The sequence below is a fragment of the Nocardia sp. NPDC058658 genome (assembly GCF_042716665.1).
GTDB lineage: Bacteria > Actinomycetota > Actinomycetes > Mycobacteriales > Mycobacteriaceae > Nocardia.
The window spans coordinates 85668-111986 of record NZ_JBHXRR010000023.1; the positions used below are offsets into that span (position 1 = coordinate 85668).

At 66.7% G+C, this 26319-nt stretch carries 23 protein-coding genes; 16 read left to right on the top strand and 7 right to left on the bottom strand.

The window, feature by feature from the left end; all coding sequences use genetic code 11:
• Positions 1-6 precede the first annotated feature (6 nt).
• Genes ACFWUP_RS25710 through ACFWUP_RS25720 form a run of 3 tightly spaced genes read right to left on the bottom strand, consistent with a single transcriptional unit; the run spans position 7 to position 4958 of the window.
• Positions 7-2631: a phosphoribosyltransferase gene (locus ACFWUP_RS25710; protein ID WP_379238462.1), complete on the bottom strand. Its 2625-nt coding sequence runs from the start codon at positions 2629-2631 to the stop codon at positions 7-9.
• A complete protein-coding gene (locus tag ACFWUP_RS25715; RefSeq protein ID WP_379238464.1) occupies positions 2628-3839 on the bottom strand; it encodes an HpcH/HpaI aldolase/citrate lyase family protein in 1212 nt (403 codons plus the stop codon). The genes ACFWUP_RS25710 and ACFWUP_RS25715 overlap by 4 nt, the downstream gene beginning before the upstream one ends.
• 33 nt (positions 3840-3872) lie before the next feature.
• A complete protein-coding gene (locus ACFWUP_RS25720) occupies positions 3873-4958 on the bottom strand; it encodes a hypothetical protein (protein ID WP_379238466.1) in 1086 nt (361 codons plus the stop codon).
• 319 nt (positions 4959-5277) lie between these two features.
• On the opposite strand from ACFWUP_RS25720, the gene ACFWUP_RS25725 reads away from it, so the two are divergent.
• Positions 5278-5853 carry a TerD family protein gene (locus ACFWUP_RS25725; protein WP_062990541.1) on the top strand — a complete coding sequence of 192 codons (576 nt, stop codon included), beginning with the start codon at positions 5278-5280 and terminating at the stop codon, positions 5851-5853.
• Positions 5854-5922: 69 nt separating this feature from the next.
• Complete coding sequence (locus tag ACFWUP_RS25730) at positions 5923-7032, top strand: DUF475 domain-containing protein (RefSeq protein WP_379238468.1); 1110 nt, start codon at positions 5923-5925, stop codon at positions 7030-7032.
• 55 nt (positions 7033-7087) lie between these two features.
• Here ACFWUP_RS25730 and ACFWUP_RS25735 read toward each other — a convergent pair whose 3' ends face one another.
• The gene (locus ACFWUP_RS25735; protein WP_379238470.1) at positions 7088-8458 is read right to left on the bottom strand and encodes a glycosyltransferase family 87 protein; all 1371 of its coding nucleotides are present in this window, start codon (positions 8456-8458) and stop codon (positions 7088-7090) included.
• A 158-nt stretch (positions 8459-8616) separates the two neighbouring features.
• Here ACFWUP_RS25735 and rpsF point away from each other — a divergent pair, with 158 nt between their 5' ends.
• The 8 genes from rpsF to ACFWUP_RS25775 all read left to right on the top strand — a co-directional run bounded on the left by rpsF (position 8617) and on the right by ACFWUP_RS25775 (position 15825).
• Positions 8617-8904, top strand: coding sequence for a 30S ribosomal protein S6 (rpsF, locus tag ACFWUP_RS25740; protein ID WP_056823926.1), 288 nt, complete (start codon positions 8617-8619; stop codon positions 8902-8904).
• Positions 8905-8999: 95 nt separating this feature from the next.
• Positions 9000-9572: a single-stranded DNA-binding protein gene (locus tag ACFWUP_RS25745; protein ID WP_379238472.1), complete on the top strand. Its 573-nt coding sequence runs from the start codon at positions 9000-9002 to the stop codon at positions 9570-9572.
• Between the two features lie 32 nt (positions 9573-9604).
• On the top strand, positions 9605-9856 hold the full coding sequence (gene rpsR, locus ACFWUP_RS25750; RefSeq protein WP_056823934.1) for a 30S ribosomal protein S18: 252 nt from the start codon (positions 9605-9607) through the stop codon (positions 9854-9856).
• A gap of 17 nt (positions 9857-9873) precedes the next feature.
• Positions 9874-10326, top strand: a complete 453-nt coding sequence (rplI, locus tag ACFWUP_RS25755; protein WP_379238474.1) for a 50S ribosomal protein L9 — start codon at positions 9874-9876, stop codon at positions 10324-10326.
• 582 nt (positions 10327-10908) lie between these two features.
• Positions 10909-12291 carry a replicative DNA helicase gene (gene dnaB / locus ACFWUP_RS25760; RefSeq protein ID WP_266294617.1) on the top strand — a complete coding sequence of 461 codons (1383 nt, stop codon included), beginning with the start codon at positions 10909-10911 and terminating at the stop codon, positions 12289-12291.
• Between the two features lie 137 nt (positions 12292-12428).
• The gene (locus tag ACFWUP_RS25765) at positions 12429-12806 is read left to right on the top strand and encodes a hypothetical protein (protein ID WP_379238515.1); all 378 of its coding nucleotides are present in this window, start codon (positions 12429-12431) and stop codon (positions 12804-12806) included.
• The gene (locus ACFWUP_RS25770) at positions 12803-13969 is read left to right on the top strand and encodes a cation:proton antiporter (protein WP_379238476.1); all 1167 of its coding nucleotides are present in this window, start codon (positions 12803-12805) and stop codon (positions 13967-13969) included. The genes ACFWUP_RS25765 and ACFWUP_RS25770 overlap by 4 nt, the downstream gene beginning before the upstream one ends.
• A gap of 167 nt (positions 13970-14136) precedes the next feature.
• Positions 14137-15825, top strand: coding sequence for a cutinase family protein (locus ACFWUP_RS25775; protein WP_379238478.1), 1689 nt, complete (start codon positions 14137-14139; stop codon positions 15823-15825).
• Between the two features lie 137 nt (positions 15826-15962).
• On the opposite strand, the gene ACFWUP_RS25780 is transcribed toward ACFWUP_RS25775, so the two are convergent.
• Positions 15963-17135: an MFS transporter gene (locus ACFWUP_RS25780; protein ID WP_379238480.1), complete on the bottom strand. Its 1173-nt coding sequence runs from the start codon at positions 17133-17135 to the stop codon at positions 15963-15965.
• Between the two features lie 106 nt (positions 17136-17241).
• Between ACFWUP_RS25780 and ACFWUP_RS25785 the strand changes: the two genes are divergently transcribed.
• Both ACFWUP_RS25785 and ACFWUP_RS25790 read left to right on the top strand, forming a co-directional pair.
• Entirely contained in the window at positions 17242-17691 is a 450-nt protein-coding gene (locus ACFWUP_RS25785; RefSeq protein ID WP_379238482.1) for a MarR family winged helix-turn-helix transcriptional regulator, read from the top strand.
• 67 nt (positions 17692-17758) lie between these two features.
• Positions 17759-18679 (top strand): hypothetical protein, encoded by a 921-nt coding sequence (locus ACFWUP_RS25790; protein ID WP_379238484.1) that lies wholly within the window; start codon positions 17759-17761, stop codon positions 18677-18679.
• A gap of 173 nt (positions 18680-18852) precedes the next feature.
• Here ACFWUP_RS25790 and ACFWUP_RS25795 read toward each other — a convergent pair whose 3' ends face one another.
• The gene (locus tag ACFWUP_RS25795) at positions 18853-19866 is read right to left on the bottom strand and encodes a ParB/Srx family N-terminal domain-containing protein (protein ID WP_379238486.1); all 1014 of its coding nucleotides are present in this window, start codon (positions 19864-19866) and stop codon (positions 18853-18855) included.
• Positions 19867-20131: 265 nt separating this feature from the next.
• On the opposite strand from ACFWUP_RS25795, the gene ACFWUP_RS25800 reads away from it, so the two are divergent.
• The 3 genes from ACFWUP_RS25800 to ACFWUP_RS25810 all read left to right on the top strand — a co-directional run bounded on the left by ACFWUP_RS25800 (position 20132) and on the right by ACFWUP_RS25810 (position 24225).
• Positions 20132-21490: a wax ester/triacylglycerol synthase family O-acyltransferase gene (locus ACFWUP_RS25800; protein WP_379238488.1), complete on the top strand. Its 1359-nt coding sequence runs from the start codon at positions 20132-20134 to the stop codon at positions 21488-21490.
• 44 nt (positions 21491-21534) lie between these two features.
• Complete coding sequence (locus ACFWUP_RS25805; RefSeq protein ID WP_379238489.1) at positions 21535-22653, top strand: NAD(P)H-dependent flavin oxidoreductase; 1119 nt, start codon at positions 21535-21537, stop codon at positions 22651-22653.
• A gap of 132 nt (positions 22654-22785) precedes the next feature.
• Positions 22786-24225 (top strand): threonine/serine exporter ThrE family protein, encoded by a 1440-nt coding sequence (locus ACFWUP_RS25810; protein WP_379238491.1) that lies wholly within the window; start codon positions 22786-22788, stop codon positions 24223-24225.
• Positions 24226-24245: 20 nt separating this feature from the next.
• Here ACFWUP_RS25810 and ACFWUP_RS25815 read toward each other — a convergent pair whose 3' ends face one another.
• Positions 24246-25019: a GntR family transcriptional regulator gene (locus ACFWUP_RS25815; RefSeq protein ID WP_379238493.1), complete on the bottom strand. Its 774-nt coding sequence runs from the start codon at positions 25017-25019 to the stop codon at positions 24246-24248.
• Between the two features lie 300 nt (positions 25020-25319).
• On the opposite strand from ACFWUP_RS25815, the gene ACFWUP_RS25820 reads away from it, so the two are divergent.
• The gene (locus ACFWUP_RS25820) at positions 25320-26156 is read left to right on the top strand and encodes a hypothetical protein (RefSeq protein ID WP_379238495.1); all 837 of its coding nucleotides are present in this window, start codon (positions 25320-25322) and stop codon (positions 26154-26156) included.
• The last annotated feature ends 163 nt before the right edge of the window (positions 26157-26319 follow it).

Sequence of the window (26319 nt, forward strand, 5' to 3'; positions counted from 1 at the left end):
CGGCGGTCACCGGGCTAGCTCCTTGATCAGGCCCATGCAGGAGTAGGCCAGGTCGGGGACCACTTCCACCGGGACATTGCGCGCCGCAGCGAGCAGGCGGATGTGGGCGTGCTCCGGTGCATCTGCCTCACGGACCAGCACCCGCCACGGTACCCGGCGCAACAGCACGCGAGTGGTCTCGCCGACGCCGGGTTTCACGTAATTGACTGTGCTGATGCCATATTCGGCACGGACCTTCTCCACCGAGGCCCAACCGGACCAGTCCGGGGTGCGGTCGGAATTCTGGATCTCGGCGACGGCGGCGGGAACCTTGTCGCTGATCGTCGCGAAAGCCGCTGTGACGGTGTCGATCAGCTTGTTCGAGACGTCGGCGTCGATCAGGTCGCGGTAGAACTTGGCGCCGTGGAACTCGCCGGGGCCGATGTAGGTGTCGTTGAGGACGGTTCGTGAAACCAACCCGGAGACAGTCGAATTCAGGCACGCCGAGGCGATGAGGAAGTCATCGCGGGTGCCGTAGGTGCGCACACAGTTGGCGGGGTCGGCCAGGACCACGAGCTCGTCGTTGAACCTGGCGCCGCCCGCCGCGTGATAGGCGTCGAGGGCCGCGGTGAGTTCGTGGGTGATCGCGCCCTTGCCGGTCCAGCCGTCGACGAAGACGATCGAGGACGGATCGTGGTGGTGGGCAAGATAATCCAACGCCACCGCATCGATGCCGCGGTCCCGCACGATCGAGACTGCGTAGTGCGGGATGTTCAGGGGTGCGCGGCCGATACCGCTGGTGAGCCAGCGGCGCATGAGCACGCCGACGGGGGTGCCCGCCCTGGCCAGCGAGACCAGGACGACGTTCTCACCGCGTTCGGCGACGACGAGTTCGGCGACGGTCGCGACGGCCAGCGCCAGGCGTTCGGCGCTGTCGGCCAGTACGCGATCGAAGAGCTCGCGGTATTCGGCATCCGGCTGGAACTCGACCGGCAGCGACTCGGCGTAGTGGGCGACGCCGGCCTGGATGCGCTGCTCGCGTTCGGCGATGTCGGCCTCGAGGTCGGCTTCCGAGAGATCCTTGAGCAGCCACGAAACATCCTCGGGCGCATAGGAACCGAACTCGGGGCCGTGTAGGGCCGATGGAAGTGGGCTACCGCCGACGCCATATTCCGCGACGCCGTCCAGCTCTGCCGAATCTGCCGCCGCAGTCGTATCCGTACGTGCCGCCGAAACTTGACGGCCTGCCGAATCTGCGTGGCCTGCGATGTCTGCGGCATCGCTGTGCGGCGCCGACAACGATGCTTTCACCGCTACCGGCTCAGCGGTCCGGCTCGTGCGCAGCGCACGGGGATCCGCGCCGGGGAGCACCGCGATCAGCACGTCGGCGCCCGATGCGGTGAGCACATCGACCAGGCCGCCGGGGGCGACGAGTTCGGGGGTGTCGGCAGGGGGATCGATGACGACCAGCAGGACGGGATCGGCCTCGGGCCACTGGGCGTTGTAGAGGTAACGCTGCGCGGTGGGGTCGGGTTCCGGGGCGGTGAAACGGAAGCCGCGGCGGAGGGGGTAGCCGGGTTCGTCGAGGACGTATGCCGGTGAGCGGGTGGTGGTTTGGAAACGGGTGGGGGTGCCCGCGTCAGCCAGGTCGGCAGCAAGGCGCAGGGGCAGGTACATGAGTTCTTCGTGGCCGATGACGACCACCGGACGACCCGCGAACTCGGCATCGAGGCGCGAGTTCACCTCGACAGCGATGGATTTCAGCGCGACATCGAAGGCCGCGTTGTCCGAACGCAGGGCGCCGTGGCGGCCACCCTCGGGAACGTCCGCAGGCCAGGTCAATTCGATCCGGCCGTACGAACCTGGCTGGGGCGCTGCCGGATTCAACTGTGGGTCGGGCAGGTCGGTGACGGTGTCGATCAGACCGGAGGGCAGGTCGACGCGACCCGATGCCAGGCAGACCGTGTCGATACGCGCACCGAGTTCGGCTGCGGCAGCTTCGAATTTGATCCGATCGGCGGGGGTGCGCATATCCACCAGCGAGGCGAGCACGTAGTGCGAACGCGGCGCGAAGGCGTGCAACGCGCGCACCGCGTCGATGGCGGTGTCGCCGGTGGAGATCTCGTCGTCGACCAGCACCAGCGGCAGATCGTTGGCGAAGATCGCGGCGGGCGCGGGCTGGAGCAGGTGTGAGGTGGCGTGCGAGTGGCCCTCTTCGAATCCGGTCAGCGTGGTCGCACGGGACTCGTGTCTACGGGTGGAGTGCAGGTAGCAGCCCGCGTCGATCCGCGCGGACACACAGTGGCCCAAACCTGTTGCGGTCTCGGCGAACCCGAGCACGACGGCTTCACGATCACCGAGCACCTCGCGCACGAGATCACCCAGGCGGTTGCCCGCGCCGATCACGATGCGCGGGTCGGTCGGCAGGTGCTTGCCCAACACCGTGGACACCAGCAGATGCGCCCGGCGCGGATTGCGGCGCAGACCCGGCTGCACCAGCGCACCGATCGAAAGCTCGCCCGTCAGCACGTTTTCGGCGGACAACCCTTCACCCGGCACGGCTTCCTCGGCCGAGCGCGCGGCGAAGGACTCACCGTGATGCAGCTCGATACCGAGATTCACCGTCGCCCAAGGCATTTCGACCGCACTCATTCGGCGATCATCGCTGTCAGCAAGTCCACGAAAGACACTCCCTTGTTCGCGACCCCGAACGCACGGGCCCGAACCAGCGTCTGGCGGGCCCAACTGCGGTGTGGGCGCATCTCGTTCATCTTGTTGCGGTACTCCGAGGCCGCCACACCACCGACATCGGCGGCCAGGATGTCGAGCGCGTCGGCGTACTCCTCGTGGGTCACCACCTGCAGCGCGTGCACGACAGGCACGTGCGAGGGGTGGATCACCGTTTTGCCCTGGATGCCGTTGGCGCGGTCGAGGGTGATCTCGCGCAGCAGGCCGTCGAGGTCGCGGCTCACCAGGTACTGGCGGAACTTCACCGCGTCGGATTCCTCGAACGGGGCACTGCGCAGCTGCGGGCGGAACATCCGCTCGTGATCGGCGAAGTACTCCCACACCGGGCCGGTGATGATGAAACCGGTGCCGTCGACGCGGCCGAGGTAGTTGACGATGTCGGCGATCACGTCGGCGATCACCCGCACGTCGTAGATCGTGAGGTCGCGGTCGCGCCGGATGCCGAAGGTCGAGCACATGTCGGTGGCGCCGATCCGCACGGCCAGCAGGTGCTCGCGATGGCCCGCGAGCATGTCGGCGATGCGCGAGAGCTGCTCGTCGCGGGTCTGGCGGTGCACCAGGTTCGCCGATTCGAGCACCGGCATCGCGTAGACGGGGCGGCCGAGCACGCGGTTGGCGTCGTCGAGGGCGGCCAGGTAGGCGGGCCCGGTGACGGCGTCGAACTTGGGGAAGACGAACCCGGTGAGCACGTCGGCACCGGGGCCGAGCGCGGCGACCAGCTCGCCCACCGAGGCCGCGTCACGGACCCGGACGAACAGCATCGGATTGGCGTCGGAGCTGCGCGCGAGCAGGTCGAGGGTGTCCACCGCGTGCTGCTTGGCGGCCTCCACCTGGTGGTCGGCGACGGCGTCCTCGAGGTCGATCACCATCGAGCACACCCCGCGCGCGGCACGCCTGCGGATCGTCTCGGTGAGATCGGGGCGGGTCGCGGGCACGTACAGGGTCGCGCCGAGCGCGGTCGCCAACAGCTCCCGGTCGTCGTGGCCCTGAATCGGTTCCGGTTCGACCAGGAACAACTCCCGTCTGCGGGGACCCTGCAATTGCTGGAAATGGCGCAGCGGAGCCTGCTTGCGCAGGCAAACTTCCGGTGCGATGGCGTAGCCTGCGGTCATTCCCCCCACCTCATCTGTCGACCCATGTCATTTCTACTTTTCGGCAACGTGTTTTCTGATGCGCTCGACCACTCCGGCGATGAACTCTGCGACGGTCCGCAGCTCCGTAACATACGCCCAATAGTCCGGATGACGACCCGTCAGTCCAGCAGTGATGCGGTCGAGGCGTTCGGCTTGTGCATCGAGAACCGAGCCCCACTCGGCGACCAGTCCTCGGTCGACCGCGAGCATCTGCGCGTCCCGCAGCCGGAATCGTACGGTGCGCGCCTGAACTTCGGGGTCGCTACGTACCTCTCGTAACAATTCGAGGCGCCGGGTGACGGCGTCGACCAACTGCTCGGCCTCGGCGAGGTACTCGCGTGCGGTGGCGGTCAAGTCAAGGGCGGTCTCCGGATCACGATCGGCTGCCGCGACGCGCGCGCCGACCAGCGCTTCGTCGGCGGCGTCCATGCCACGACGGCTTTCCCGCTCATTGTTGGTCAAGTCCGCCGAACTCGCAGCGCTGAACTCGCGAAGGAGCGCGGAGTATGCCGGTCCGAGCGCCCCGGCACGATTGCGGACGGCGGCCAGACGGGTGGTCACCGAGGCGATCGCGTTCGACGCGGCGGTGGCACGAGAAGGGGCCTGCGCCAACGCATTCGACAAGTCGGCGGTGGCCTGCTGCACCTGCCCCGCAGCCTCGCGCGCGCCCGCGACCTCGGTGCGCGGATCGAGCGAGGAAGCTGTGATCAGAGCCTCATTCAGTCTCCGTACACCACCCTCGACGGAGGGATACTTCCTGAACTCCGACGACGCTGCGCCAGCTTGCACCTGCTCGGCCTCGGCCCGCACATGCGTGAGCAGTTGCGGCACCGACGCGCGCACGGTCGCGGCTTCGGCGAGGCCGTTGCGGTGGGCGTTGTAGAACTCGTCGACCCCGCGCGCGGCGTCGTTCAGCTGCCGGACCAGCACGTCGGCCCTGGCCGGACCGTCGGCGATCGGGCCACCAGTGGCCTCGGCGGTGTCGAGCTCCTCGGTGAAACTCAGATACGCGCCCGCCGCCGCATAGCAACGAGCCCGCACCGGCTCCCAGACCGCACCGATCCGGCGCTCGGGATAGACCTGCTCACTTGCCGACACACCCGCCTCCGCCGCCGACTGCCTTCGATCCATGTCCAGAAAGGCGGCCGACGTCGCGGCCCGTGCCCCGCTGATCCACTCATGATCAGCCCCCGATCTGAACCATCCGCGTCTGCGAGGTGTCACCGGCACGTCCCCTTTCCGAACCGCGGCTGCGGTTCGCCCACTACTGCCGTCGATGGTAGGAGATTCCCCCCGTTAACCTGGGCTGCAGACAGTTCCTACGCAAGATCCGCGAAACCTATTACTGTCGTAGCGGTACCCGGCGATTCGGACATGCTGGGAAACGACACACCGGACTAACCGAAGGGATTCCCGCATGGGTGTCAGTCTGTCCAAGGGCGGCAACGTTTCGCTGAGCAAAGAGGCTCCGGGCCTGACCGCGGTCTCGGTCGGCCTCGGCTGGGACGTGCGCACGACCACCGGCACCGACTTCGACCTCGACGCGAGCGCCATCGCGACCGGCGCCGACAAGAAGGTCGTCTCGGACAAGCACTTCGTCTTCTTCAACAACCTGAAGTCCCCCGAGGGCGCCATCGAGCACAAGGGCGACAACACCACCGGTGAGGGCGAAGGCGACGACGAGGTCATCGACGTCGACCTCGCCAACACCCCGCCGACCATCGAGAGCATCTTCTTCCCGGTCTCGATCTACGACGCCGAGACCCGCTCGCAGTCGTTCGGCCAGGTGCGCAACGCCTACATCCGCGTGGTCAACAAGGCCAACGGCACCGAGCTCGCTCGCTACGACCTCTCCGAGGACGCCTCGACCGAGACCGCCATGGTCTTCGGCGAGCTGTACCGCAACGGTGCAGAATGGAAGTTCCGCGCTGTCGGTCAGGGCTACGCCTCCGGCCTGAGCGGCATCGCCCGCGACTACGGCGTCAACGTCTAGTAGTCATCTCGAACAGGGGGCTCGACACATCGAGCCCCCTGTTCGTGCGAAACAGAAAGGTCCCTCCGCGTGATAACGCGCATCTTCGGCCTGTCCATCGCCATCACGGTGGTCTCGCTGGTCGTGGCCTACCTCTACGGTGGCTTGACCGCACTCGCACTGTGCGCGATCCTCGGCATTCTCGAGGTCTCGCTGTCGTTCGACAACGCCGTCATCAACGCCACCGTCCTGGAACGGATGAGCGAGTTCTGGCAGCGGATCTTCCTGACCATCGGCGTGCTGATCGCCGTGTTCGGTATGCGTCTGGTGTTCCCGCTCGCCATCGTGTGGGTCACCGCCGGACTCAACCCGATCGAGGCCTTCGATCTGGCCCTCAACCCGCCGCCGAACGACGCGCTCGAGTTCGCCGACGGCAGTCCGAGCTACGAGAAGCTGCTCACCGACGCGCACCCGCAGATCGCGGCGTTCGGTGGCATGTTCCTCGCGATGCTGTTCCTGAACTTCATCTTCGAAGACCGTGACATCACCTGGCTCAGCTGGCTCGAGAAGCCCCTCGCGAAGGCCGGCAAGCTCGACATGCTGTCGGTGGTCGTCGCCGGTACCAGCCTCGTGCTGGTCGCGGAGTTCCTCGCCGCCGACAAGGATCGTTCGACGGTGCTGGTCGCCGGTCTGCTCGGCCTGATCGTCTACATCCTGGTCGACGGCCTCGGTTCGATGTTCCACACCGAGGAGTTCGAAGAGGGACCGCAGGGCGGCCCGTCCACGCTGGTCAAGGCGACCGGTAAGGCCGCGTTCTTCCTGTTCCTGTACCTGGAAGTGCTCGACGCCTCGTTCTCCTTCGACGGTGTCATCGGCGCGTTCGCCATCACCTCCGACCCGATCATCATCGCGCTGGGCCTCGGCCTGATCGGTGCGATGTTCGTCCGGTCCATCACCGTGTACCTGGTTCGCCAAGGCACGCTGTCGGACTACGTCTACCTCGAGCACGGCGCCCACTGGGCGATCGGTGCGCTGGCGGCGATCCTGCTGGTTTCGATCGGCGTGCACGTCAACGAGCTCATCACGGGCCTCATCGGTGTGGCGTTCATCGGCGCGGCGCTCATCTCGAGCGTCATCCGCAACCGCAAGGCAGAGCCCGACGCGGTGGCCGACGCCAAGGAATCCACTCCGGTCAGCTGATCGGCAAGCCACAGCGGCGGCGAGTCCCTTTTCCGGGATTCGCCGCCGTTGTGGTTTACGCGGGTTGCAGTTGACGGCTCGGCGCGGTGACCGGCTCGGTGGTGCGGGTTCGCGCCCGCAGGAAGACGAAGAACAGGGCGATCAACAGCGCGGTGCGGAGCCAGACGCCGAACTGGACGACGCCCTCCATCAGCTCCACGCCCTCGCCCTCGCCCAGCGCGGCGAAGTACCGGAACACCCCAACACCCACCGCCGCGTCGGCCACCAGATAGGCCGCGACCAGCGACCACGGCACCTCCAGCAGCACCAGGAACGGAATTATCCACAGGGTGTACTGGGGTGAATGCACCTTGTGGAACAGCATGAACGCGGCCAGCATCGCCGCGCTCACCCCCACCCACGGGTACGCGTTATCGGGAGTCCAGCGTCGCCAGCCCAGCCACATGGCTAATGCGAAACCGCCGAAAATCAGGGCGGGCGAGGCGATCGCGACCATGTCGTGCCAGGTCTGCGTCGTCTCCGCGTCGCGGCCGAAGATCAGCTGGTGACCCCAGTACCAGATCGAATTCGTGGTGATATCGGCCTGGCGCAACTGCTGGAAGGTGATCGAGGCGCGCCAGCCCTCCGGTCCGGCCAGCATGAACGGCAGGTTCACCGCCGCCACCGTGCCCATCGCGGCGAGCAGGGTCTGCGCGGCGCCCGCCACGTCGAGTTCACCGATCCGGCGCCGATCGCGCGGGGCACCCTCGGTGAGCACGTAGATCGCGAGCGGGAGCACGAAGATGCCCGGATACAGCTTGAGACAGAAACCCAGTGCGAGCAGCACCGCGGCGATGATTCCTCGGGTGCGCACCGACAGGCCGGTCAGCATGGTCATCACGTAGACCGCCGCCACCGCCGTGCACACCACCGGCAGTTCCCAATTGTGGAAGGCGTAGAAAACCAGCGGCGGACCGATCGCCCACAGCAGCGCGGGCGGGCCGGCGATTCTGGCCAGCATCCAGGCGGTTAGCAGCGCGAACGGCGCGAGCAGCAGCGCCGACTGCCACAGGAAATCGGCGTCGTTGTCGACCCCGATCGCACCCACCCACATCAGCATCCCGCTGAGCACCGGGTACTCCACCGCACCGCCGGTGAGCGCGCCGTCCTCGGTGATGGCGCCGTCCACGTACGGGAAGACGTGATTGTCGATATCGCGTCCGAGCCACAGGAATTGGATGTCGGAATAGCAGACATCGGAATCCTTGCGCTCCTCGAAAACCAGGCTGCGACCCGACTCATCGATCGCGCCACCGGCACAGCGGGCCTTGTTGGCATAGGCGAAGGCGAGGGTGAGTCCGCACAGCAGCGTCACCAGGACGCTCAAGGCCGCGGCCCGCGTCGCGCTGCGTCGTGCTGCGCGCTGACGCGGGTCGACGGTGGTCATGTCCAACACATTAAGCGGACCGGCCCCGATCGCACGGCAGGCATCGATTTCGCTGGTCACTACCCGCTCATGTAGCCTTGGCGGGTTGCTGACGCAACGAACCCTCCTGCCATGGAGAGTCCATGGCCGTTTCCTAGTCCACAGGAGGTGATTGGTCCGTGCGTCAATATGAAGTAATGGTCATCCTCGACCCGAGCCTGGACGAGCGCATCGTCGGGCAGTCCCTGGATACTCTGCTCACGGTCGTCAAAACCGAGGGCGGCAACGTCGACAAGGTCGACATCTGGGGCCGCCGCCGGCTCGCCTACGAAATCGCCAAGCAGGCCGAAGGTATCTACGCGATCGTCAACCTGACCGCGACCCCGGCCACCGTGAGCGAACTCGACCGCCAGCTGGGCCTGAACGAGACGGTGCTGCGCACCAAGGTTCTGCGCAACGACAAGTAGTCCGCACCCTTCTCACCATTTGTGTCAGAGCTTGGCTTTAGGCTCGTGCGCAAATCCCGAGATTGCGGACTGCACCCCCGAGCAGGAGGAACCCCATGGCAGGCGACACGGTCATTACCGTCATCGGAAACTTGACGGCAGACCCGGAGCTTCGTTTCACGCCCGCAGGTGCGGCGGTGGCTAATTTCACCGTCGCGTCGACTCCCCGTGTGTTCGATCGCAATTCGAACGAATGGAAAGACGGCGAAGCACTGTTCCTGCGCTGCAACATCTGGCGTGAGGCAGCCGAGAACGTCGCCGAGAGTCTGACCCGAGGCGCTCGCGTCATCGTGAGCGGTCGGCTCAAGCAGCGCTCCTACGAAACCCGCGAGGGTGAGAAGCGCACTGTGGTCGAGCTCGAGGTCGACGAGGTCGGTCCCTCGCTGCGTTACGCAACCGCGAAGGTCTCCAAGGCCGGACGTGGTGGCGGAGGCGGCGGTGGCGGCTTCAGTGGTGGTTCCGGCAATGCCGGTGGTGGGTCCAACGCAGGCGGCTACAACGGTGGCGGACGTCCTGCCGCTGCAGGCAGCAATGCCAGTGGTGGTGGCGACGACGACCCGTGGGGTAGCGCGCCCGCGGCCGGCTCCTTCGGGGGCGGCGGCCGCATGGATGACGAACCGCCGTTCTGATCGAACGGCACTCATAGCTACGGAGAGAAACCATGCCTAAAGCGCCCGCGCGCGAAAAGGTACTGAAGAAGAAGGCCTGCGCTTTCTGCAAGGAAGCAAAGTCCGGAATCGTCAATATCGATTACAAGGACACCACGCTGCTGCGTAAGTACGTCAGCGATCGCGGCAAGATCCGCGCTCGCCGCGTCACCGGCAACTGCGTGCAGCACCAGCGTGACATCGCTGTCGCCGTCAAGAACTCGCGTGAGGTGGCTCTGCTTCCTTACGTGTCGACCGCTCGCTGAGAAAGGGAGTCACACAGATGAAGCTCATCCTCACCGCTGATGTCGACAACCTCGGCGCCCCCGGCGACCTCGTCGAGGTCAAGGACGGCTACGGCCGCAACTTCCTGCTGCCCCGCGGTCTGGCCATCCAGGCCACCCGTGGCGCCCAGAAGCAGGTCGACGGAATCCGTCGCGCCCAGGACGCCCGCAAGGTGCGCGACCTGGATCACGCCAACGAGCTGAAGCAGGCCATCGAGGGCCTCGCCGCGGTTTCGCTGACCGTGAAGACCGCCGACAGCGGCAAGCTGTTCGGTTCGGTCACCACCACCGACGTGGCCTCGGCCATCAAGGCGGCCGGTGGCCCCGTGGTCGACAAGCGCTCCATCGAGCTGCCGAAGTCGCACATCAAGGCGACCGGTAAGCACGGCATCTCGGTGCACCTGCACCCCGATGTGGTGGCGAAGTTCAACCTCGAGGTTGCTGCGAACTGAGTTCGCCGGAAACCACCCCTGCGTCTACGTAGGGGTGGTTTCTGCTTGCCTTTTTCAGGCCGATTTTCCGATAACTGGTCGGTAGCCATTGTTGTGGCCTCTTCTGTTCGTGTTGCGCGGCTCACGGTCGGTAACTCTGTGACCTCCCGTTATGCCGCCTGTGGATAACCGGGGAAACCGACCGGGAGATTTGTGACTCCGGTCATACCCTGCCCACCGGCTGTTTACCGAACACGCCCGGCCGTTCACCTCGGCCGACACGCCGAGACTTCTTTCATCCACAGGCCTGAAGTTTGGTAAAGCCTGGTCTATCAGGGCGTTTAACCGCACTGACCTGGGTTTTCCCCATGTTTTCCACAGGTCGTGCACAACAACAGGTGAACTACCCCCAAGTTATCCACAGTTGTGTGCACATGTCGGGTTGGCGAGTCCCGAAAACGTCGCCTAGGTTCGTCGCATCGCCCTGCGCGCGGCCCCCGGAATCACGCAGGCAACCGATTGCTGACAAAGGTGTCGGTGTCCGGGAGTACAACGAGTACATCGATGTGAAACCCCCGGTTCTGCGGGCAGAGAGGACGTCTGGTGACAACCACCGGTGACCGCGCGCAAACGGAGTTCACCCCTGAACCCCCCGGCGAGGATTTCGGCCGTCAGCCACCCCACGACATGGCCGCTGAGCAGTCCGTTCTCGGCGGCATGCTGCTGAGCAAGGACGCCATCGCCGACGTGATCGAGGTGCTGCGCCCCGGCGACTTCTACCGCCCCGCGCACCAGGCCGTCTACGACACGATCCTCGACCTCTACAGCCGCGGCGAACCCGCCGACCCCGTCACCGTCTCCGCGGGCCTCGACCGCCGCGGCGAACTCAAGCGCATCGGCGGCCCGCCCTACCTGGTCACCCTCACCCAAACCGTCCCCACCGCCGCCAACGCCGGCTTCTACGCCGAAATCGTCGCGGAAAAGGCCATCCTGCGCCGCCTCGTCGAAGCGGGCACCCGCATCGTCCAGTTCGGCTACGCGGGCGCCGACGGCCAAGACGTCGCCGAGGTCGTCGACCGCGCCCAGGCCGAAATCTACGAAGTCACCGAACGCCGCACCACCGAAGACTTCACCCCGCTGGAAGAACTCCTCCAGCCCACCATGGACGAAATCGACTCCATCGCCTCCCGAGGCGGCATCTCCCTCGGTGTCCCCACGGGTTTCACCGAACTCGACGAGCTCACCAACGGTCTTCACCCAGGTCAGATGATTATTGTTGCCGCCAGGCCTGGCGTCGGCAAATCGACGCTTGGAATGGATTTCATGCGGAGTTGCTCGATCAAGCACGGTATGGCGAGCGTTATTTTCTCGCTGGAAATGAGCCGCACCGAGATCGTGATGCGTCTGCTTTCGGCCGAGGCGAAGATCAAGCTCGGTGATATGCGGTCCGGGCGGATGAGCGATGACGACTGGACCAAGCTGGCTCGCCGCATGAGCGAGATCAGCGAGGCGCCGTTGTTCGTCGATGATTCGCCCAACTTGACGATGATGGAGATTCGGGCGAAGGCTCGGCGGCTCAAGCAGCGCCATGATCTGAAACTTGTCGTGGTGGACTACCTGCAGCTGATGAGCTCGGGCAAGAAGGTCGAATCGCGTCAGCAGGAAGTCTCGGAATTCTCGCGTCACCTCAAGCTACTCGCCAAGGAACTCGAAGTTCCCGTGATCGCGATCTCGCAGCTGAACCGTGGTCCGGAACAGCGAACCGACAAGCGACCGATGGTGTCCGATTTGCGTGAATCTGGATCGCTCGAGCAGGATGCGGATATGGTCATCCTGCTTCACCGGCCCGATGCCATCGAACGCGATGACCCCCGCGGCGGCGAGGCCGACCTCATCGTCGGCAAGCACCGTAACGGTCCGACGGCGACGATCACTGTCGCCCACCAGCTGCACCTCAGCCGCTTCGTGGATATGGCCCGCGGCTGACGCGAGGTTGTCATAGACCACCGCGCACCATCGCGGAATTTCAACCGACCACGGGGCGGTACCGATCGCGCAACTGATCGACAACGGGGAGCGAACTGTTGGTGAACCGGTCGGATGATGATCCGGTGACCGACCCGATCCTGCAGGTGAAGTGGAAGTCAGCGCCGGAAGATCATGACTATCCGGCGGCCGCCGATTATCTCGCGTTGCTGGGTGACGAGGCGATGGTCGATGCGATTGTGGCCGAGCTCAGGGCTGCGCCGGTGGTTGTCAAGAAGGCCAAGGACATTCTGCGGGCGTCTCGGCTCGATGCGCTGACCCCGGACAATCCGCATGTTCGCAGGGACCTGCTGAAGGTGAACGAGGGTAAGAAGCTTTCGCCGATTCTGCTGGTCCGCGGGGATTGCCGCCGGAATGTGCCGATGCTGATCGCTGACGGATATCACCGGGTGTGCGCGCTGTACTGGGCTGACGAGAATATCGAGATCCCGGCCAAGATCGCCGCGCTGCCATGACGTTCGCGACCCTGGCGCTGGTGGTCGCGCTCGGGTTGCTCGGGCCGCTGCTCGCGTTGCCGAGGCAGTGGTATCTGCCGGTGTTGCTGGGCGAGCTGATCGCGGGAATTATCTTCGGCACCACCAGTTTTCGCATTCTCGATCCGTCCGACCCGATTTTCGTCTTTCTCGCCGATATGGGTTTCGCGCTGGTGATGTTCGCGGCGGGTACCCATGTGCCGGTGCGTGATCCGCAGGTTCGCAGCGCACTCGGGGCCGGTGCGCTGCGTGCGGTGTTGGTCGGGGTCGTCGCGGCGGTCGCGGGGTGGGCGGTGGCGCAGGCGTTCGATCTCGGGCATGCGGGTATCTACGCGGTGCTGATGGCGTCGTCGTCGGCGGCGATGGCGTTGCCGATCATCGACTCGATGCGGTTGAGCGGGCCGCCGGTGCTGGCGCTGACCGCGCAGGTGGCCATCGCCGATACCGCGTGCATCGTCGCGTTGCCGCTGGTGATCGATCCGGCGAATGCTGTCAGAGCCGCGATCGGCGCGGTGGCCGTCGCGCTGTGTGCGGTGGTGATGTTCTTCGTGCTGCGCTATCTGCAGAAGACGGGGGCGCAGCGCCAGGTGCACGAGGTGTCCGAGGAGCGGAAGTTCACGCTCGAGCTGCGGGTGAGTCTGGTGCTGGTGTTCGCGCTGTGCGGGGTGGCGAGCGCGATGCACGTGTCGATCATGCTCGGCGGGTTCGCGGCGGGGCTGGCGGTGGCGGGGGTGGGTGCGCCACGACGGGTGGCCAAGCAGGTGTTCGCGATCAGTGACGGCTTGCTCGCTCCGCTGTTCTTCGTGTGGCTCGGGGCCCGGTTGGACCTGCGGGAACTCGGGGAGCATCCCAGGTTCGTCCTGCTCGGCCTTGTCCTCGGGTTCGGTGCTGTCGGCGTGCACTGCGCGGCACGACTGCTCGGTCAGCCGGTGGCCTACGGCGCGCTGGCCGCGGCGCAGATCGGGGTGCCGGTGGCGGCGGTGACCGTCGGTAGTCAGTTGGGGGTGCTGGTGCCGGGTGAGGGTTCGGCGATCATGTTGGCGACGCTGTGCACGATCGCGGTGGCGGCGATCGCGGCCGGTCGAATCGCGAAGAAGGCACCCGAGGTTGCGGCCGAGCCACCGCGAAACCCGGACTCGCCGTGACCGGGCGCCGCGCCGGGCGCGATGGCCGCAGCGCGTGACCAAGAAAATGGGGGCAGAGGTTCGAAGTTCGCGGCAGTAACGATCTTGCCGGTGGGCACGACATTGTTCGTGACATGCGGCCCGTCGGGGGGCCTGCCCACCTGTAGGTCATTCGAACGGGATCACATATGAATCTGCGTGAGTTTCTTGCGAAACATCGCATCGCTTCGGCGGTTGCCGCTCCGGCGGCGTTGGGGGTCGCGGCGATCGTCGCCGCTTCGTTCGCGGTGACTTCGCAGCCGGAATCGCCCAGCTACCAGCTCACCACGTCGGTGACCGAGTGCCGCGAGATGGTCACCATCTCGGTGGCCGGTCGCAACGACACCCCGGTGGAGGGCACCACGGCGATGCTGCTCGACGCCAACGGCAACCCGCTGCCCGCAGCGCTGTCGGGCGATCACAGCAGCGTGTGGGTCGACCCGGTGGTGAATGCGCCCCGCGACGACGTCGCCGAGGGCCAGTACGCGGCGGTCTACATCGCCTACCCGGCCGACATGGGCACCTATGAGGACGCGGTCAACACCGGCGTCGCCAACACCCAGCAGGTGATGCGCGAGATCTCCGCGGCCTGCCCGGACACCAAGTTCTCCATCGTCGGCTACAGCGAGGGCGCCGATGTGGTGCGTCGCGTGGCCGAGGGCATCGGCAACGACGACCCCGCCGACGGGTACACCACCGTGAACCCCGACGACGTGCTCGGCGTGGTGATGTTCGCCGACCCCGGTCGCAAGGCCGGTGACGGCACCTTCCTCGGCGCCGAGGACCCCAACCGCCCCGACAACTTCGACCAGAACTACTCCAACGGCGGCAAGCCGGTCTCGGGTCAGGGCATCACCACGGGCGCCGATTTCGGTGCGCTCAACGGCAAGATCGCCTCGTTCTGCTCCGAGGGCGACCTCACCTGCGCGGCACCGGAGAACATCTCGCTGCTGCAGCTGGCCGCGAATGTCGGCCGCCAGATCAATGTCGACGAACTGGAACGCGCCGACATCCAGCGCAACGGCCTCGCCGGCATCTCCCCGGCGACGGGGCAGGACATGGCGTTCACGCTGGGCCGGATGGCGATGGCCGCGTTCGCCGATATCGGGTCGAACCCGAACTGGATGGCCAGCGACGAAACCTTCCTCGACGTGATGCTGAAGGTCTCCGACCCCGACTACAAGCCGGGCCAGACCAAGGCGCCCGCCAAGGCCGACACGATCGCGGGCGAGCAGGTCTCCTCGCTCGCGTACCTGCCGCAGAAGATCTTCAACGAGATCGTCGGGCTGATCGTGACGAACCAGAACACCATCCCGGTGCTGATGAACGATCCGTACCAGCTCACGCTGGGCCCGAACGGGACCGGTCATCACTTCGACTACTGGCGTGATTCCGATGCCGCGAACGGCAAGCCGCTGACCTCGGCGGAGTACGCCGCAGCCTGGCTGACCAGCCTGGCCAAGCAGGCGCAGGCCGGCGAGACCGTCGACACCAAGGCCGCGCCGGACGATGCCGCGGTGACGGCCGCGCTGTCCGCGCCGACCAAGCCCGCGACGACGACCACCGCGCCGTCCACCACGTCGAAGGCGAAGGCCACGACCACCAAGCCGACCACCACCTCGAAGGCCCCCACCACGACTCCGTCGACCACGGCGCCTTCGACCACCACCCCGCCGACCACCACTCCGGAGCCGGCGACCAACCAGGCGGTCGCACCCGCCCCGACCACCACGGTGGCCCCGACGACAACCGTGGCACCGACCACGACCGTCGCCCCGACCACCACGGTCGAGCCGACCACCACCGTTGCCCCGACGACCACTCCGTCGGCCAACTAGTCACCAACCGCGAATCCCCGGCGAGCTTTTCGCCGGGGATTCGCTGTGTCCGACTGGCGTAATCGCTCACTTCGGCCACTTTTGATCAGATATCTGACTGAAACGACGCGTTTTGTACGATTACGCCAGTCGTGGAACTACACCGAGACAGGAACGGCGGGCCGATCGACGCGCTCACCGCGGGTCGCCGCGATCAACACCAGCAGCCCGGTCACCGCGAAGCCCGTGCCGACCCACAGCGGCGACACCCACCCGAACCCGGCGCTGATCGCCAGTCCGGACAGCCATACGCCGAGGAAGTTGCCCACGTTGAAGGCCGCGATATTGGCCGAAGACGCGAGAGTCGGTGCGGCTCCGGCATTGTCGAGCACCCGCATCTGCAGGCCGGGGGTCGCGCCGAAGCCGAAGAAGCCCATGGCGGGCAGGAGCAGCAGCGCCGCGATCTTGTAGTCGGCCAGTAGCGCGAAAGCCGCGAGCGAGAGCGCGAGAGCCAGGGTGAGGGCCAGCAGGGTGCGGGTGAGGGCGCGGTCGGCCCAGCGGCCACCGAGCAGGTTGCCGAAGAAGAGGCCGACGCCGAACAGCACGAGCAGCCAGGGCACCGTGGCGTCGGAGAATCCGGTGACGCGGGTGAGCAGCGGTTCGATGTACATGAACGCCCCGAACATCCCGCCGAACACCAGCACGGTCATGACCAGCGAGTACCAGACCTGGGTGTTGCGGAACACCGACAGTTCGGCCCGCAGGTTCGGGCGTTCGCGCGAGGCGGGTGCGTCGGGAACGAGGGCTGTGATCCCGGCCAGCGCGACCAGCCCGACGACGGTGATCACCACGAATGTGGCCCGCCAACCCCACTGCTGGCCGATGAACGTGCCGAGCGGAACGCCGAGCACATTCGCGATGGTGAGCCCGCCGAACATGATCGAAATGGCTCCGGCCTTCTTCTCCGGTGCGACGAGCGAGGACGCGAGGACGGCTCCGATGCCGAAGAACGCACCATGTGCGAGCGCCGCGAGGATCCGCCCGCCGAGCAGCGCGGCGTAGCCGGGGGCCAGTGCCGAGGCCGCGTTGCCAACGGTGAACAGCATCATGAGCAGCTGCAAGGCGCGCTTTGGCTGCCAGCGGTTGACGAGCGGAGTGAGGGCGAGCGCGCCGACGACGACGGCGAGGGCGTACCCGGAGATGAGGTATCCGGCGGTGGGCACCGAGACGCCGAGGTCGGCCGCCACCGGGGACAGCAGCCCCGCGATGACGAATTCGGTGAGCCCGATGCCGAAGCCCCCGAGCGCGAGAGCGATGAGACCGAGTGGCATGTGAACGCTTCTTTCCATCAGGGGCCGATTACCAGCGTGTGCAACTAACGATATCCGACGATAGTTGCACACGCGCTATATTGCAACCGCCAGCTATACTCGTCACATGGGTATTGCTGATGACGCCATCGAGGTCCGCGCGACCGGCTGGCGCACCCTCGCGGCACTGCACGGACACATCGAGACCGCGCTCGAACGCGAGCTGGTACGCGAACACGAACTGTCGATCGTCGAGTTCACCGTGCTCGACGCGCTCACCCGCCAGGACGGCTGGCACATGCGGATCTCCCAGCTGGCCCGCGCCGCCGCGCTGTCTGCGAGCGCGACGACCCGGCTGGTCAACCGCCTCGAAGACCGCGGGTTCCTGGTGCGCGTGCTGTGCGCCGACGATCGCCGCGGCATCTACACCGAACTCACCGACTCCGGCCGCGCCGCCTATGAGAAGGCGAAACCCACCCACGATCGCGCGCTGGAAAAGGCGCTCGCCGACGCCGAGCAGATCCCGGAACTGGCACCGCTCGTCGGTTTCCTGCACGGGGTTCCGGCGCCGAGCTGACACGCGACATCGATACCAACGCGCCGATCATGGTGACTGTTGGGAGCACCGGTGCAATGATCGCTTGGTGACTCAGTGGCTCCCCCTCCTCGGCTCGCTCCCCGTCGCCGGCGCAGTTCTGGTCGGCGTGATGGCCAACAACCGAACCCACCGTGATGCAATCGCGGCCGCCGACGAGCGCGGCAGGCAGGCGCTCGACGCCTCGCAGCGCAATGTCGAACTGTCGAATATGGTGGGTGACCAGCGCGATCACGAGGCGTGGCGGCGTGAAGCCGTGCTCGCAGCGGTCGCTTCGATCCTGGAGACCTCGGCCTCGGTGCGCGCCGATCTGACCACCTGCGGCGAGTGGGACATGGTTACCAACGACGAGATCGACCGGTTCAGCGCGCAGGTTCACAAGGTGATCTGGGATCGCCCCGGCGGCATGCTGACTCGCCTGCGGGTGGTGGCTCATCGCCGGATTCCCAACAAATGTGAGGACCTGCTGCGCACTCTCACTGCCGCGCAGCACATCACGATGCAGCGGCTGAAACTGCACATCGACGTCGAAGCCACTGTCGATGAGCTGGAGGAGATGGCGTCGCTGTGGCAGAAGGCGATGCGGCATGCGGCCGAGCAGGAGCGGGCGTTGGTGGAGACGACGCGGATCGAGCTCGGGATCGAGATCGCTTCGAAAGGCATCGGGGTAGAGCCGGTTCCGATCCCGCAACCGGTGGTGGCCGAAACCCGTTCGGCGGCGGACGAATCCGTCGACCCCGAGCCCGCCCAGCCGCACCAGTCGGCCGAACCCCCGCAAGCCGCCGAGCGGCAATCGGATCGGTTGCCGGCATCCGACGACCAGCACTACGCGCAACAGCAGCAGACGGTCCAGCTTCACCGGCACGCGGAGCAGCAGGCGACCGAGGCGGATCACGTGAATGCCTCACCGCAGCAAGCTGATCCAAGCGAGGCCATCGATCCACGCGACGCGCACACAGTCAAGGTCTGACCCCGAACGCCTGGCGGGCCGCGACACCTGATGTCGCGGCCCGCTTTTCGTCGGCTGGACTCTTGCGGACGAGCGCTCGGCCGAAGGCAACCGCTCAACAGCGCGGTGATTCCGCCTTGCACCGACTGCGGGTCACCCGTTCGACGGCTCGGTGATTCCCGCTCAGCCGTCGGCTACTTGTAGGCGAGCATGTAAGCCAACTTGCCCGGCTTCTCATCGCTGATCGGCTTGGACAGCTTGGTGAATTCCTTCTCGTTGAACGCGCCCAGCTTGCCCAGCTGAGCCGCGGTCTTCCCGTCGCTCACCACGGCATTCGGGTCGAGCGCGACCATCGCGGTGGCGATATTGCGGATCAGCTGCAGGTAGGCGGCGTGATCGGCGATGTTGGCGCCTTCGGGGCGCAGTGCAGGGGCGGTCTGGGCGCGCAGCCAACGGCCCCAGTAGAACTCCTGGAACGCCGGGCCGCCGTCCTGGGTGTAGCTGATGTCGCGGGCGAAATACAGTGCGGCGCGGTAGGGGTCGTTGCCGAACTGCGCCAGGCCCAACTTCGCGGGCAGTTGCTGCGGGGTGATGGGCTGGTCGGCGGCGTTGCGCAGCCAGGTCCAGCCGCGCTGCTGCATGGTCTGCCAGAACGCGGCCGGATTCTGGTCGGACAGGTTGCCGGTGATGCGCACGCGGATGCGGGTGTTCGGGCCCGCGCCGGGGGTCTCGGAGTAGGCCGTGAAGGAGTGGTGGCCGTCGGTGAGGTAGAGATCGCCGCGCGGGCCGACGACGGCGGTCTTCATCTTCGCGATGGTGGCGGGGGTTTCCGCGCCGACGGCGACCTTGCAGGTGAACGAGCCCGGATCCGACAGTCGCGCACCGGGATTCGCTGATGCGGCTTCCTTCTGGCCGTTGTCCTCACACCAGTCGTCGAACTGCTTGTTGATCGCATCCTTGCCCTGGGTGTAGCGGCCGAGCTTGTAGAACACCTCGTCGTGGCCGAGCGACGGCTGGGTCGGGTGCAGGTCGGCGAGCGAGACCTCGACCAGCTGGTCGACCTTGGCGTCGCAGTAGTTCACCGGGTTGCTGTTGCCGGGCGCGCACGGGAAATCGCCGGGCGCGGCCCCCGACAGCGTGGTGGACGATCCGAACAGACCCGCCGCGATGGCGACCATGGTCACCGACCGGCGCAGAGTGGTGTGCATACGACGTGAACTCCTACAGCGAAACGTTGCCCCTTCCGATTGGGAGCGGCCCGCTGTGTCTAATCACCGCGAGCGTCCAGTACTGTTCCGCGAATTGAACATCCGGCGAACACCATGACGTAGGTCATGGTTCGAGCGATCGTGTGACGTGACCCCCTAATGGCGGGTAACTTGGTAATACGGCACGCAGGGGTGCCGTACCCGACAGCGTGGTCGATCCGTCGAAAACCATTCACGATCCACTCTCGTCAGGGGGCGATCTGTCATGGATCTCATAGCGCCGTTGGATGCGCTGTTCTTACTCGCCGAATCCCGTGAGCACCCGATGCACGTGGGCTCGCTGCAGTTGTTCGAACCGCCAGAGGACGCCGGGCCCGAGTATCTGCGCGAGTTCCGCGACGCCCTGTTGGCCGACAAGAACGTTCGGCCGACATTCAGTAAGCGTCCCGCCACCTGGCTGGGCGCGCCGCAGCTGGCGTGGACCACCGACGACGTGGTCGACCTCGACTATCACGTGCAGCGCAGCGCCCTGCCCGGTCCGGGGCGCATCGGCCAGCTGCTCGACCACACCTCCGGCCTGCACAGCGGCCTGCTCGATCGGCACCGCCCGATGTGGGAGATGCATTTCGTCGAGGGCCTTGCCGACGGCCGGTTCGCCCTGTATTCGAAGATGCACCACTCGCTCGTCGATGGTGTCTCCGCCCAGCGCATCATGCGCCGCACGCTGACCACCGACCCGTTCGCGACCGAGTTCATGCGGCCGTGGAACCTGCCGCGCATGCAGCGTCCGGATGCCGGGCGCCCGAAGAAGTCCCGGCTCACCAGCCTGCTGGACACGGTGTCTTCGGCGGGTTCGTCGACGACCGCGGTGATGAAGGCGGCCCGTACCGGCCTGCTGCAGCAGCAGCTCACCCTGCCGTTCGAGGCGCCGCGCACGCTGTTCAATGTGCCGATCGGTGGCGCCCGCAAGTGCGCGGTGCGCAGCTGGTCGATGGACCGGATCAAGCAGGTGAAGAAGGCGACCGGCGCCACGGTCAACGATGTGGTGCTGACGATGTCGGCGGGCGCGTTACGCGCGTACCTGTTGGAGCGCAATGCCTTACCCGACAAGCCGATGATCGCGTTGGTGCCGATGTCGTTGCGCGAGGAGGACGATGTCGACACCCAGGGTGTGAAAGTGGCCGCGCTGCTGTGCAATCTGGGCACCGATATCGCCGATCCGCTGGAACGTCTTCGGGTGGTGAGTGATTCGGCGCGCCGCAACAAGGAGGTGTACCGCTCGCTCTCGCCCGCGCAGACGCTGGCCATGGCGGGGGTGATGTTGAGTCCGCTGGCGGCGATGCTGCTGCCGGGGTTCGCGTCGGTGGCGACGCCGCCGTTCAACATCGTCATCTCGAATGTGCCCGGTTCGAACGAGTCGCTGTACTGGAACGGTTCTAGGCTGGATGCCACGTATCCGCTGTCGATTCCGCTCGACGGCCAGGCCGTGAACATCACCCTCACCTCCAGTGGCGAGAACCTCGATTTCGGCCTGGTCGGCTGCCGCCGCACCCTGCCCGACCTGCATCGATTGCTCGATCATCTCGAGGATTCGCTGGCTGCTCTGGAGGATGCCGCGCTCTAGAAATTTACCCCTCGAGGGCAAACTAGAACGTGTTACAGTTCGGTATGCGTACCGAATTCTGCGAACAGCTCGGCATCGAGTTCCCCATCTTCGCCTTCACCCACTGCCGCGACGTCGTGGCGGCGGTGAGCAACGCGGGCGGCTTGGGGGTGCTCGGCGCGGTCGGCTTCACCGCCGAACAGCTCGAGGTGGAGCTGGCCTGGCTCGACGAACACGTCACCGGGATCTACGGCGTCGACCTGGTGATCCCGTCGAAATACGAGGGCAAGGGCGTGGACGGGCTCACCCCCGAACAGCTGGAAAAGCAACTGGCGCAGATGGTTCCGCAGGGCCATCGCGACTTCGCCCAGCAGATCCTCACCGACCACCACGTGCCCGCGCTGCCCGACGGTGAACACCACAACGAGCTGCTCGGCTGGACCGCGACCACCGCGGGCCCGCAGGTCGACGTGATCCTGAACCACCCCAAGGCCAAGCTCGTCGCCAACGCGCTCGGCACCCCGCCCGACGACGTGATCAAGCGCATCCAGGATTCCGGCCGGGTGATCGGCGCGCTGTGCGGCTCGGTCAAGCACGCGATGAACCACAAGGCCGCCGGCCTTGACTTCGTGGTGTGCCAGGGCACCGAGGGCGGCGGGCACTGCGGCGAGGTGTCCTCGCTGGTGCTGTGGCCGCAGGTGATCGACGCGATCGGCGATACGCCGGTGCTGGCCGCCGGTGGGATCGGCAACGGCGCGCAGGTGGCGGCGGCGCTGGCGATGGGCGCGGCGGGCGCGTGGACCGGGTCGCTGTGGCTCACCGTCGAGGAGGCCAATGTGCCGCCCGCGCAGATGGAGACCTACCTCGAGGCCTCAAGCCACGACACCATCCGCTCGCGGTCGTGGACCGGCAAGCCGTGCCGCATGCTGCGCAACGACTGGACCGACGCCTGGGAGTCGGCCGAAACTCCCGACCCGCTGCCCATGCCGCTGCAGATGATGGTCGCCCTCGACGGCGTGAAGCGCGGCCACCGCTACCCGGAGGCCGCCAAGGATGTGAACTTCAATCCGGTCGGCCAGGTGGTGGGCATGATGAACAAGGTCGAACGCAGCGCCAACGTGATCAACCGCCTCGTACAGGAGTACGTCACCGCCTACGACAGGCTCACCCAACTGAACGGCTGATAGATAGCTGAGCGCCACCGGTCGCCGCCACTTCTGTCCTACACTCGGCATATCTCACCAGCGATGCGGGGTGGTGCGCAGCGACGCACACCTGTCCCGCACCATTGCCCAACGGTTGCGGACGGCGGTGACATGGCTTCGGAGGAATACGCGCGCAGGACCTGGACGGTGACCCGGCACCGGGTCACGCACGCCATGGCCAAGATCCGCTCGGAGTACGAGAAGGCGCCGCCGAAGCCCACCGAGCACAAACCGGTCGACGAACCGCCGGTGCCCGCCGACCTGCTGAATCTGCTGTGCAGGCTCGGCGTGGCGCTGGTCGGGGCAGGTGAGACCTCCGCGCGGGTGCAGACCATCCTCGACAAGCTGTCCAGGCGCTACGGCACCGACAACATCCACTTCATGGTGTTGCCGACCGCCGTGTTCGTCCGGGTGCGCACCGACGAGAGTTCCGCGCTCGACATGCTCGATGCCCGCGTGGGCACCCTGCCGCTCGACCAGATCGCGGGCCTCTACCGGCTCATCGACCAGATCGAGGAGGACGCGCCGCCGCCGAGCCGGGCGTCGAGGGATCTCGACAAGATCCTGACCCAGAAGCCCGGCAGTCCGCCGTGGCTGATCCTGGTCGGACAGGTCGTGCTCACCGTCGGCATCGGCATGATGCTCAATCCGGGCGCGCGGGCACTGGTCGGCTATGTGGTGCTCGGCCTGGTCGTCGGCGCGCTGACCCAGCTCGCCGACAAGTGGCGGCTGCTGTCGATGGCCCTGCCGGTGGTTGCGTCGGCGGTGGTGGCGTTGCTCGCGTACGGCTTTCCCGGCGCGCTCGCCGGTGGGCAGCCGCAGCAGTTGCTGATTCCCGCGGTGGCGACGCTGCTGCCAGGGGCGATGCTCACCAACGGCACCATCGAGTTGGCGACCGGCTCGATGGTGGCCGGTGCCAGCCGGGTCGTCTACGGCATCAACATGCTGTTCCTGCTGGCGCTCGGTTCGTATGTGGGGATCAGTCTACTCGGGCCGCTGTCGGATCCGCCGGTGAGCCATGCCCAATTAGGTTGGTGGGCACCGCTACTCGGGGTGCTGCTGATCGGCTACGGGCATTCGTGGCGATCGAGCGCGCCTGCGAACACAGTGGGCTGGCTGCTGATGGTTCTCTACATCACCTACGCGGCGCAGTTCCTCGGCAAGCACGTGTCCGGCCCGCTGACGGGCGCGTTCTTCGGTGGCATCGTCGCGGTGAACGCGGCGTATCTGATCCAGGGCCGCAAACACGCGCCACCGACCCAGGTGGCCTTCCTGCCGGCGTTCTGGATGTTGGTGCCCGGCGGCATCAGCCTCACCGGGATCTCCGACCTGGTCAACCACTCACTGTCGGGGGTGGCGAGCGGCGGGTTGGAGGTGCTGGTGTCGGCGCTGCTGTCGGTGATGTCGATCGCGCTGGGCGTGATGGTCGGGTCGGGTCTGGCGACCGCGCACACTCCGCGGGTGAGCACGATCATCGACACAGTGGTGCCGCGTCATCTGCCGTGGCATCACACGGCGCGCGTCACCGAGAAGCCCGACTCAGACAGCTAGTCGGTTCAGACAGCCGGATTTCAGACGGCAGAGCTCAGGGGCACGGTGTGGATCGGTGTCTCGCCGACGAGTTGGTGGAAGCGGGCGATCACCTTCTCGTGGTAGAGCGCGAAGAGATCACCGAACAGCGCGAGTTGCGCCTCGCTCGGCGCGGATTCGGCGTCCCACACCGCCAGCAGCGCCCGCCAGACGAGCACATGCAGATCGGGCGCGACGGCGAAGTAGGCGGAGAGCGCCTCCGGCACCTCGACGACCATATCGGCGATCGAATTCAGTACCGCGCGTTGCATACTCATCTCGAGCACACCGAGCAGCTTGCGGATCAGCGCGATCTCGGCGGTGATGATGCGAGCGTGGTCGGGTACGGCGGCGCGGACCATCGCCTCGAGTTCGTCGACGGCGGCGGCCAACTCGGCCGAGTCGAGTACCTTCTCCCCCGCCGTGTAGGCGAGCAGTGCCTCGCCGACGATGCCGCGCTCCACTTCGACGATGTCGGTGAACATCTCGGCGGCGACGGCGGGCGCGGTGATCGAGAACCGGAACAGGTGCCGGTAGACGTCCATGCCGCCCTCGACCCGCACGTCGCGGATGGTGAATCCCTTACCGCGCCTTGCCTCGACGAAACCGTAGGACTCGAGCCGGCCGAGGATGAGCTGGGCGGTGGCACGGTTCATCCCGAACTCGTCGGCGACCTGGCGCACCGACGGCATGAGCTCGCCGGGCCGGTACTCGCCGGTGGCAACGCGACGTGCCAATTCGTCGGCGACGTCGGCAACCACCGTCCGGGATCCCATCGAAACAACACCTCTCGGTCATGATCCGGCTACGTCCCAGACAGTTTAGGTGGTGGGACCGACACCCGCACCCATCCGCGCTCCGGTGGGGCGGTTCGCTTTGCACAGCCGTTCACTGCCTGGATCCGACCGAACAGCCTGTTCGGCAAGCCACCGGCAACTCGGCCGAAATCGTGGCCCGCGCTAACCGACCGGCGGATATCCGACCGGGCAACGCGCGCAGCTGGATCAGACAGCACTGTGCGACACCGTGATTGAATACGCAGGCAACCGGTCAGCTAAACATCTTGGGAGGAAACAGTGAGAAAACCCCGCCTCGCCGTCGGCACGGTCGCCGCACTCGCCGTGATCGTGGGCCTGTCCGGCTGCAGCAAGGACAAGGAGGACCACTCGGCGCACGCCTCGAGCACCACCGCGTCCGCCACGACCACCGCCGCCGCGACGACCACACCGGCCAAGCTCACCGGCAGCCCCGCCGCTCCGCTGCCGCCGCCGAGCCCCACGCACCCGGCCGCCCCCGCACCCGCACCGCTGGCCGATGTCGACTGCGGGCCGGTGACCGGCGGAAACGGCGCGACCGCCAACGTCATCGCGTTCGCCTCCGACGCCGGTCGCCCCGGCTGTACCGACGCGATCACCGTCGCCTCCGACTACCTCGGCATCCCGCGCACCGGCGACGCCGCATCCGTCGACGGCTGGACCTGCGAACCGCAGCCCGACACCACGATCCCCCACATCTGCTTCAACGGCGGCCTGACCATCGGCCTCCGCGGCGACGCGGCCCCCGCGTCCCCACCGCCACCCGCCCCCTCCCCCCGCCGCACAGTCGACCCCACCCAACCCCCGGTAACGACCACAAGCAGCGTGCCCCCCGCCCCCGCCCCCACAGTCGAGGACGTGAACTGCGGCCCCGTCACCGACGCCGCCGGCGCCACCCGCACCGTAATCGCAGTCGGCAACGCCGCAGGCCGCCCCGGCTGCACCGAAGCCATCAACGTAGCCACCACCTACGTCACCACCATCGCCCCGTCGGATGCGGTCGTCGTCGAAGGCTGGCAGTGCAACGCCCAACCCGCCCCCACCACCCCCTCGGTGTGCTCAAAGGACGGCCTCGTAATCGCCCTGCGCGCAAACTAATCCGCCACATCGCCCACCCAGCAACACCGCACGCCCCGTATCCGCCATGCCCCCACAACCCGGCCCCCCACGACCCGACCTCGAGGAGGGTCCCGCCGCGCAGCGGCGGTAGCGGCCCGGCCGCGAGTTAGCCGCCGTTGCGACGAGGCGAAGCCTCCAGCAA

Coding starts and splice junctions, on each gene's coding strand:
- ACFWUP_RS25815 (WP_379238493.1), bottom strand. CDS start 25,019: ATGGGATCCCGGACGGTGGTTGCCGACGTCGCCGACGAATTGGCACGT.
- rplI (WP_379238474.1), top strand. CDS start 9,874: ATGAAGCTCATCCTCACCGCTGATGTCGACAACCTCGGCGCCCCCGGC.
- ACFWUP_RS25735 (WP_379238470.1), bottom strand. CDS start 8,458: ATGACCACCGTCGACCCGCGTCAGCGCGCAGCACGACGCAGCGCGACG.
- ACFWUP_RS25805 (WP_379238489.1), top strand. CDS start 21,535: ATGCGTACCGAATTCTGCGAACAGCTCGGCATCGAGTTCCCCATCTTC.
- ACFWUP_RS25780 (WP_379238480.1), bottom strand. CDS start 17,135: ATGCCACTCGGTCTCATCGCTCTCGCGCTCGGGGGCTTCGGCATCGGG.
- ACFWUP_RS25795 (WP_379238486.1), bottom strand. CDS start 19,866: ATGCACACCACTCTGCGCCGGTCGGTGACCATGGTCGCCATCGCGGCG.
- ACFWUP_RS25785 (WP_379238482.1), top strand. CDS start 17,242: ATGGGTATTGCTGATGACGCCATCGAGGTCCGCGCGACCGGCTGGCGC.
- ACFWUP_RS25715 (WP_379238464.1), bottom strand. CDS start 3,839: ATGACCGCAGGCTACGCCATCGCACCGGAAGTTTGCCTGCGCAAGCAG.
- ACFWUP_RS25745 (WP_379238472.1), top strand. CDS start 9,000: ATGGCAGGCGACACGGTCATTACCGTCATCGGAAACTTGACGGCAGAC.
- ACFWUP_RS25810 (WP_379238491.1), top strand. CDS start 22,786: ATGGCTTCGGAGGAATACGCGCGCAGGACCTGGACGGTGACCCGGCAC.
- ACFWUP_RS25775 (WP_379238478.1), top strand. CDS start 14,137: ATGAATCTGCGTGAGTTTCTTGCGAAACATCGCATCGCTTCGGCGGTT.
- rpsR (WP_056823934.1), top strand. CDS start 9,605: ATGCCTAAAGCGCCCGCGCGCGAAAAGGTACTGAAGAAGAAGGCCTGC.
- ACFWUP_RS25800 (WP_379238488.1), top strand. CDS start 20,132: ATGGATCTCATAGCGCCGTTGGATGCGCTGTTCTTACTCGCCGAATCC.
- ACFWUP_RS25770 (WP_379238476.1), top strand. CDS start 12,803: ATGACGTTCGCGACCCTGGCGCTGGTGGTCGCGCTCGGGTTGCTCGGG.
- ACFWUP_RS25710 (WP_379238462.1), bottom strand. CDS start 2,631: ATGAGTGCGGTCGAAATGCCTTGGGCGACGGTGAATCTCGGTATCGAG.
- ACFWUP_RS25725 (WP_062990541.1), top strand. CDS start 5,278: ATGGGTGTCAGTCTGTCCAAGGGCGGCAACGTTTCGCTGAGCAAAGAG.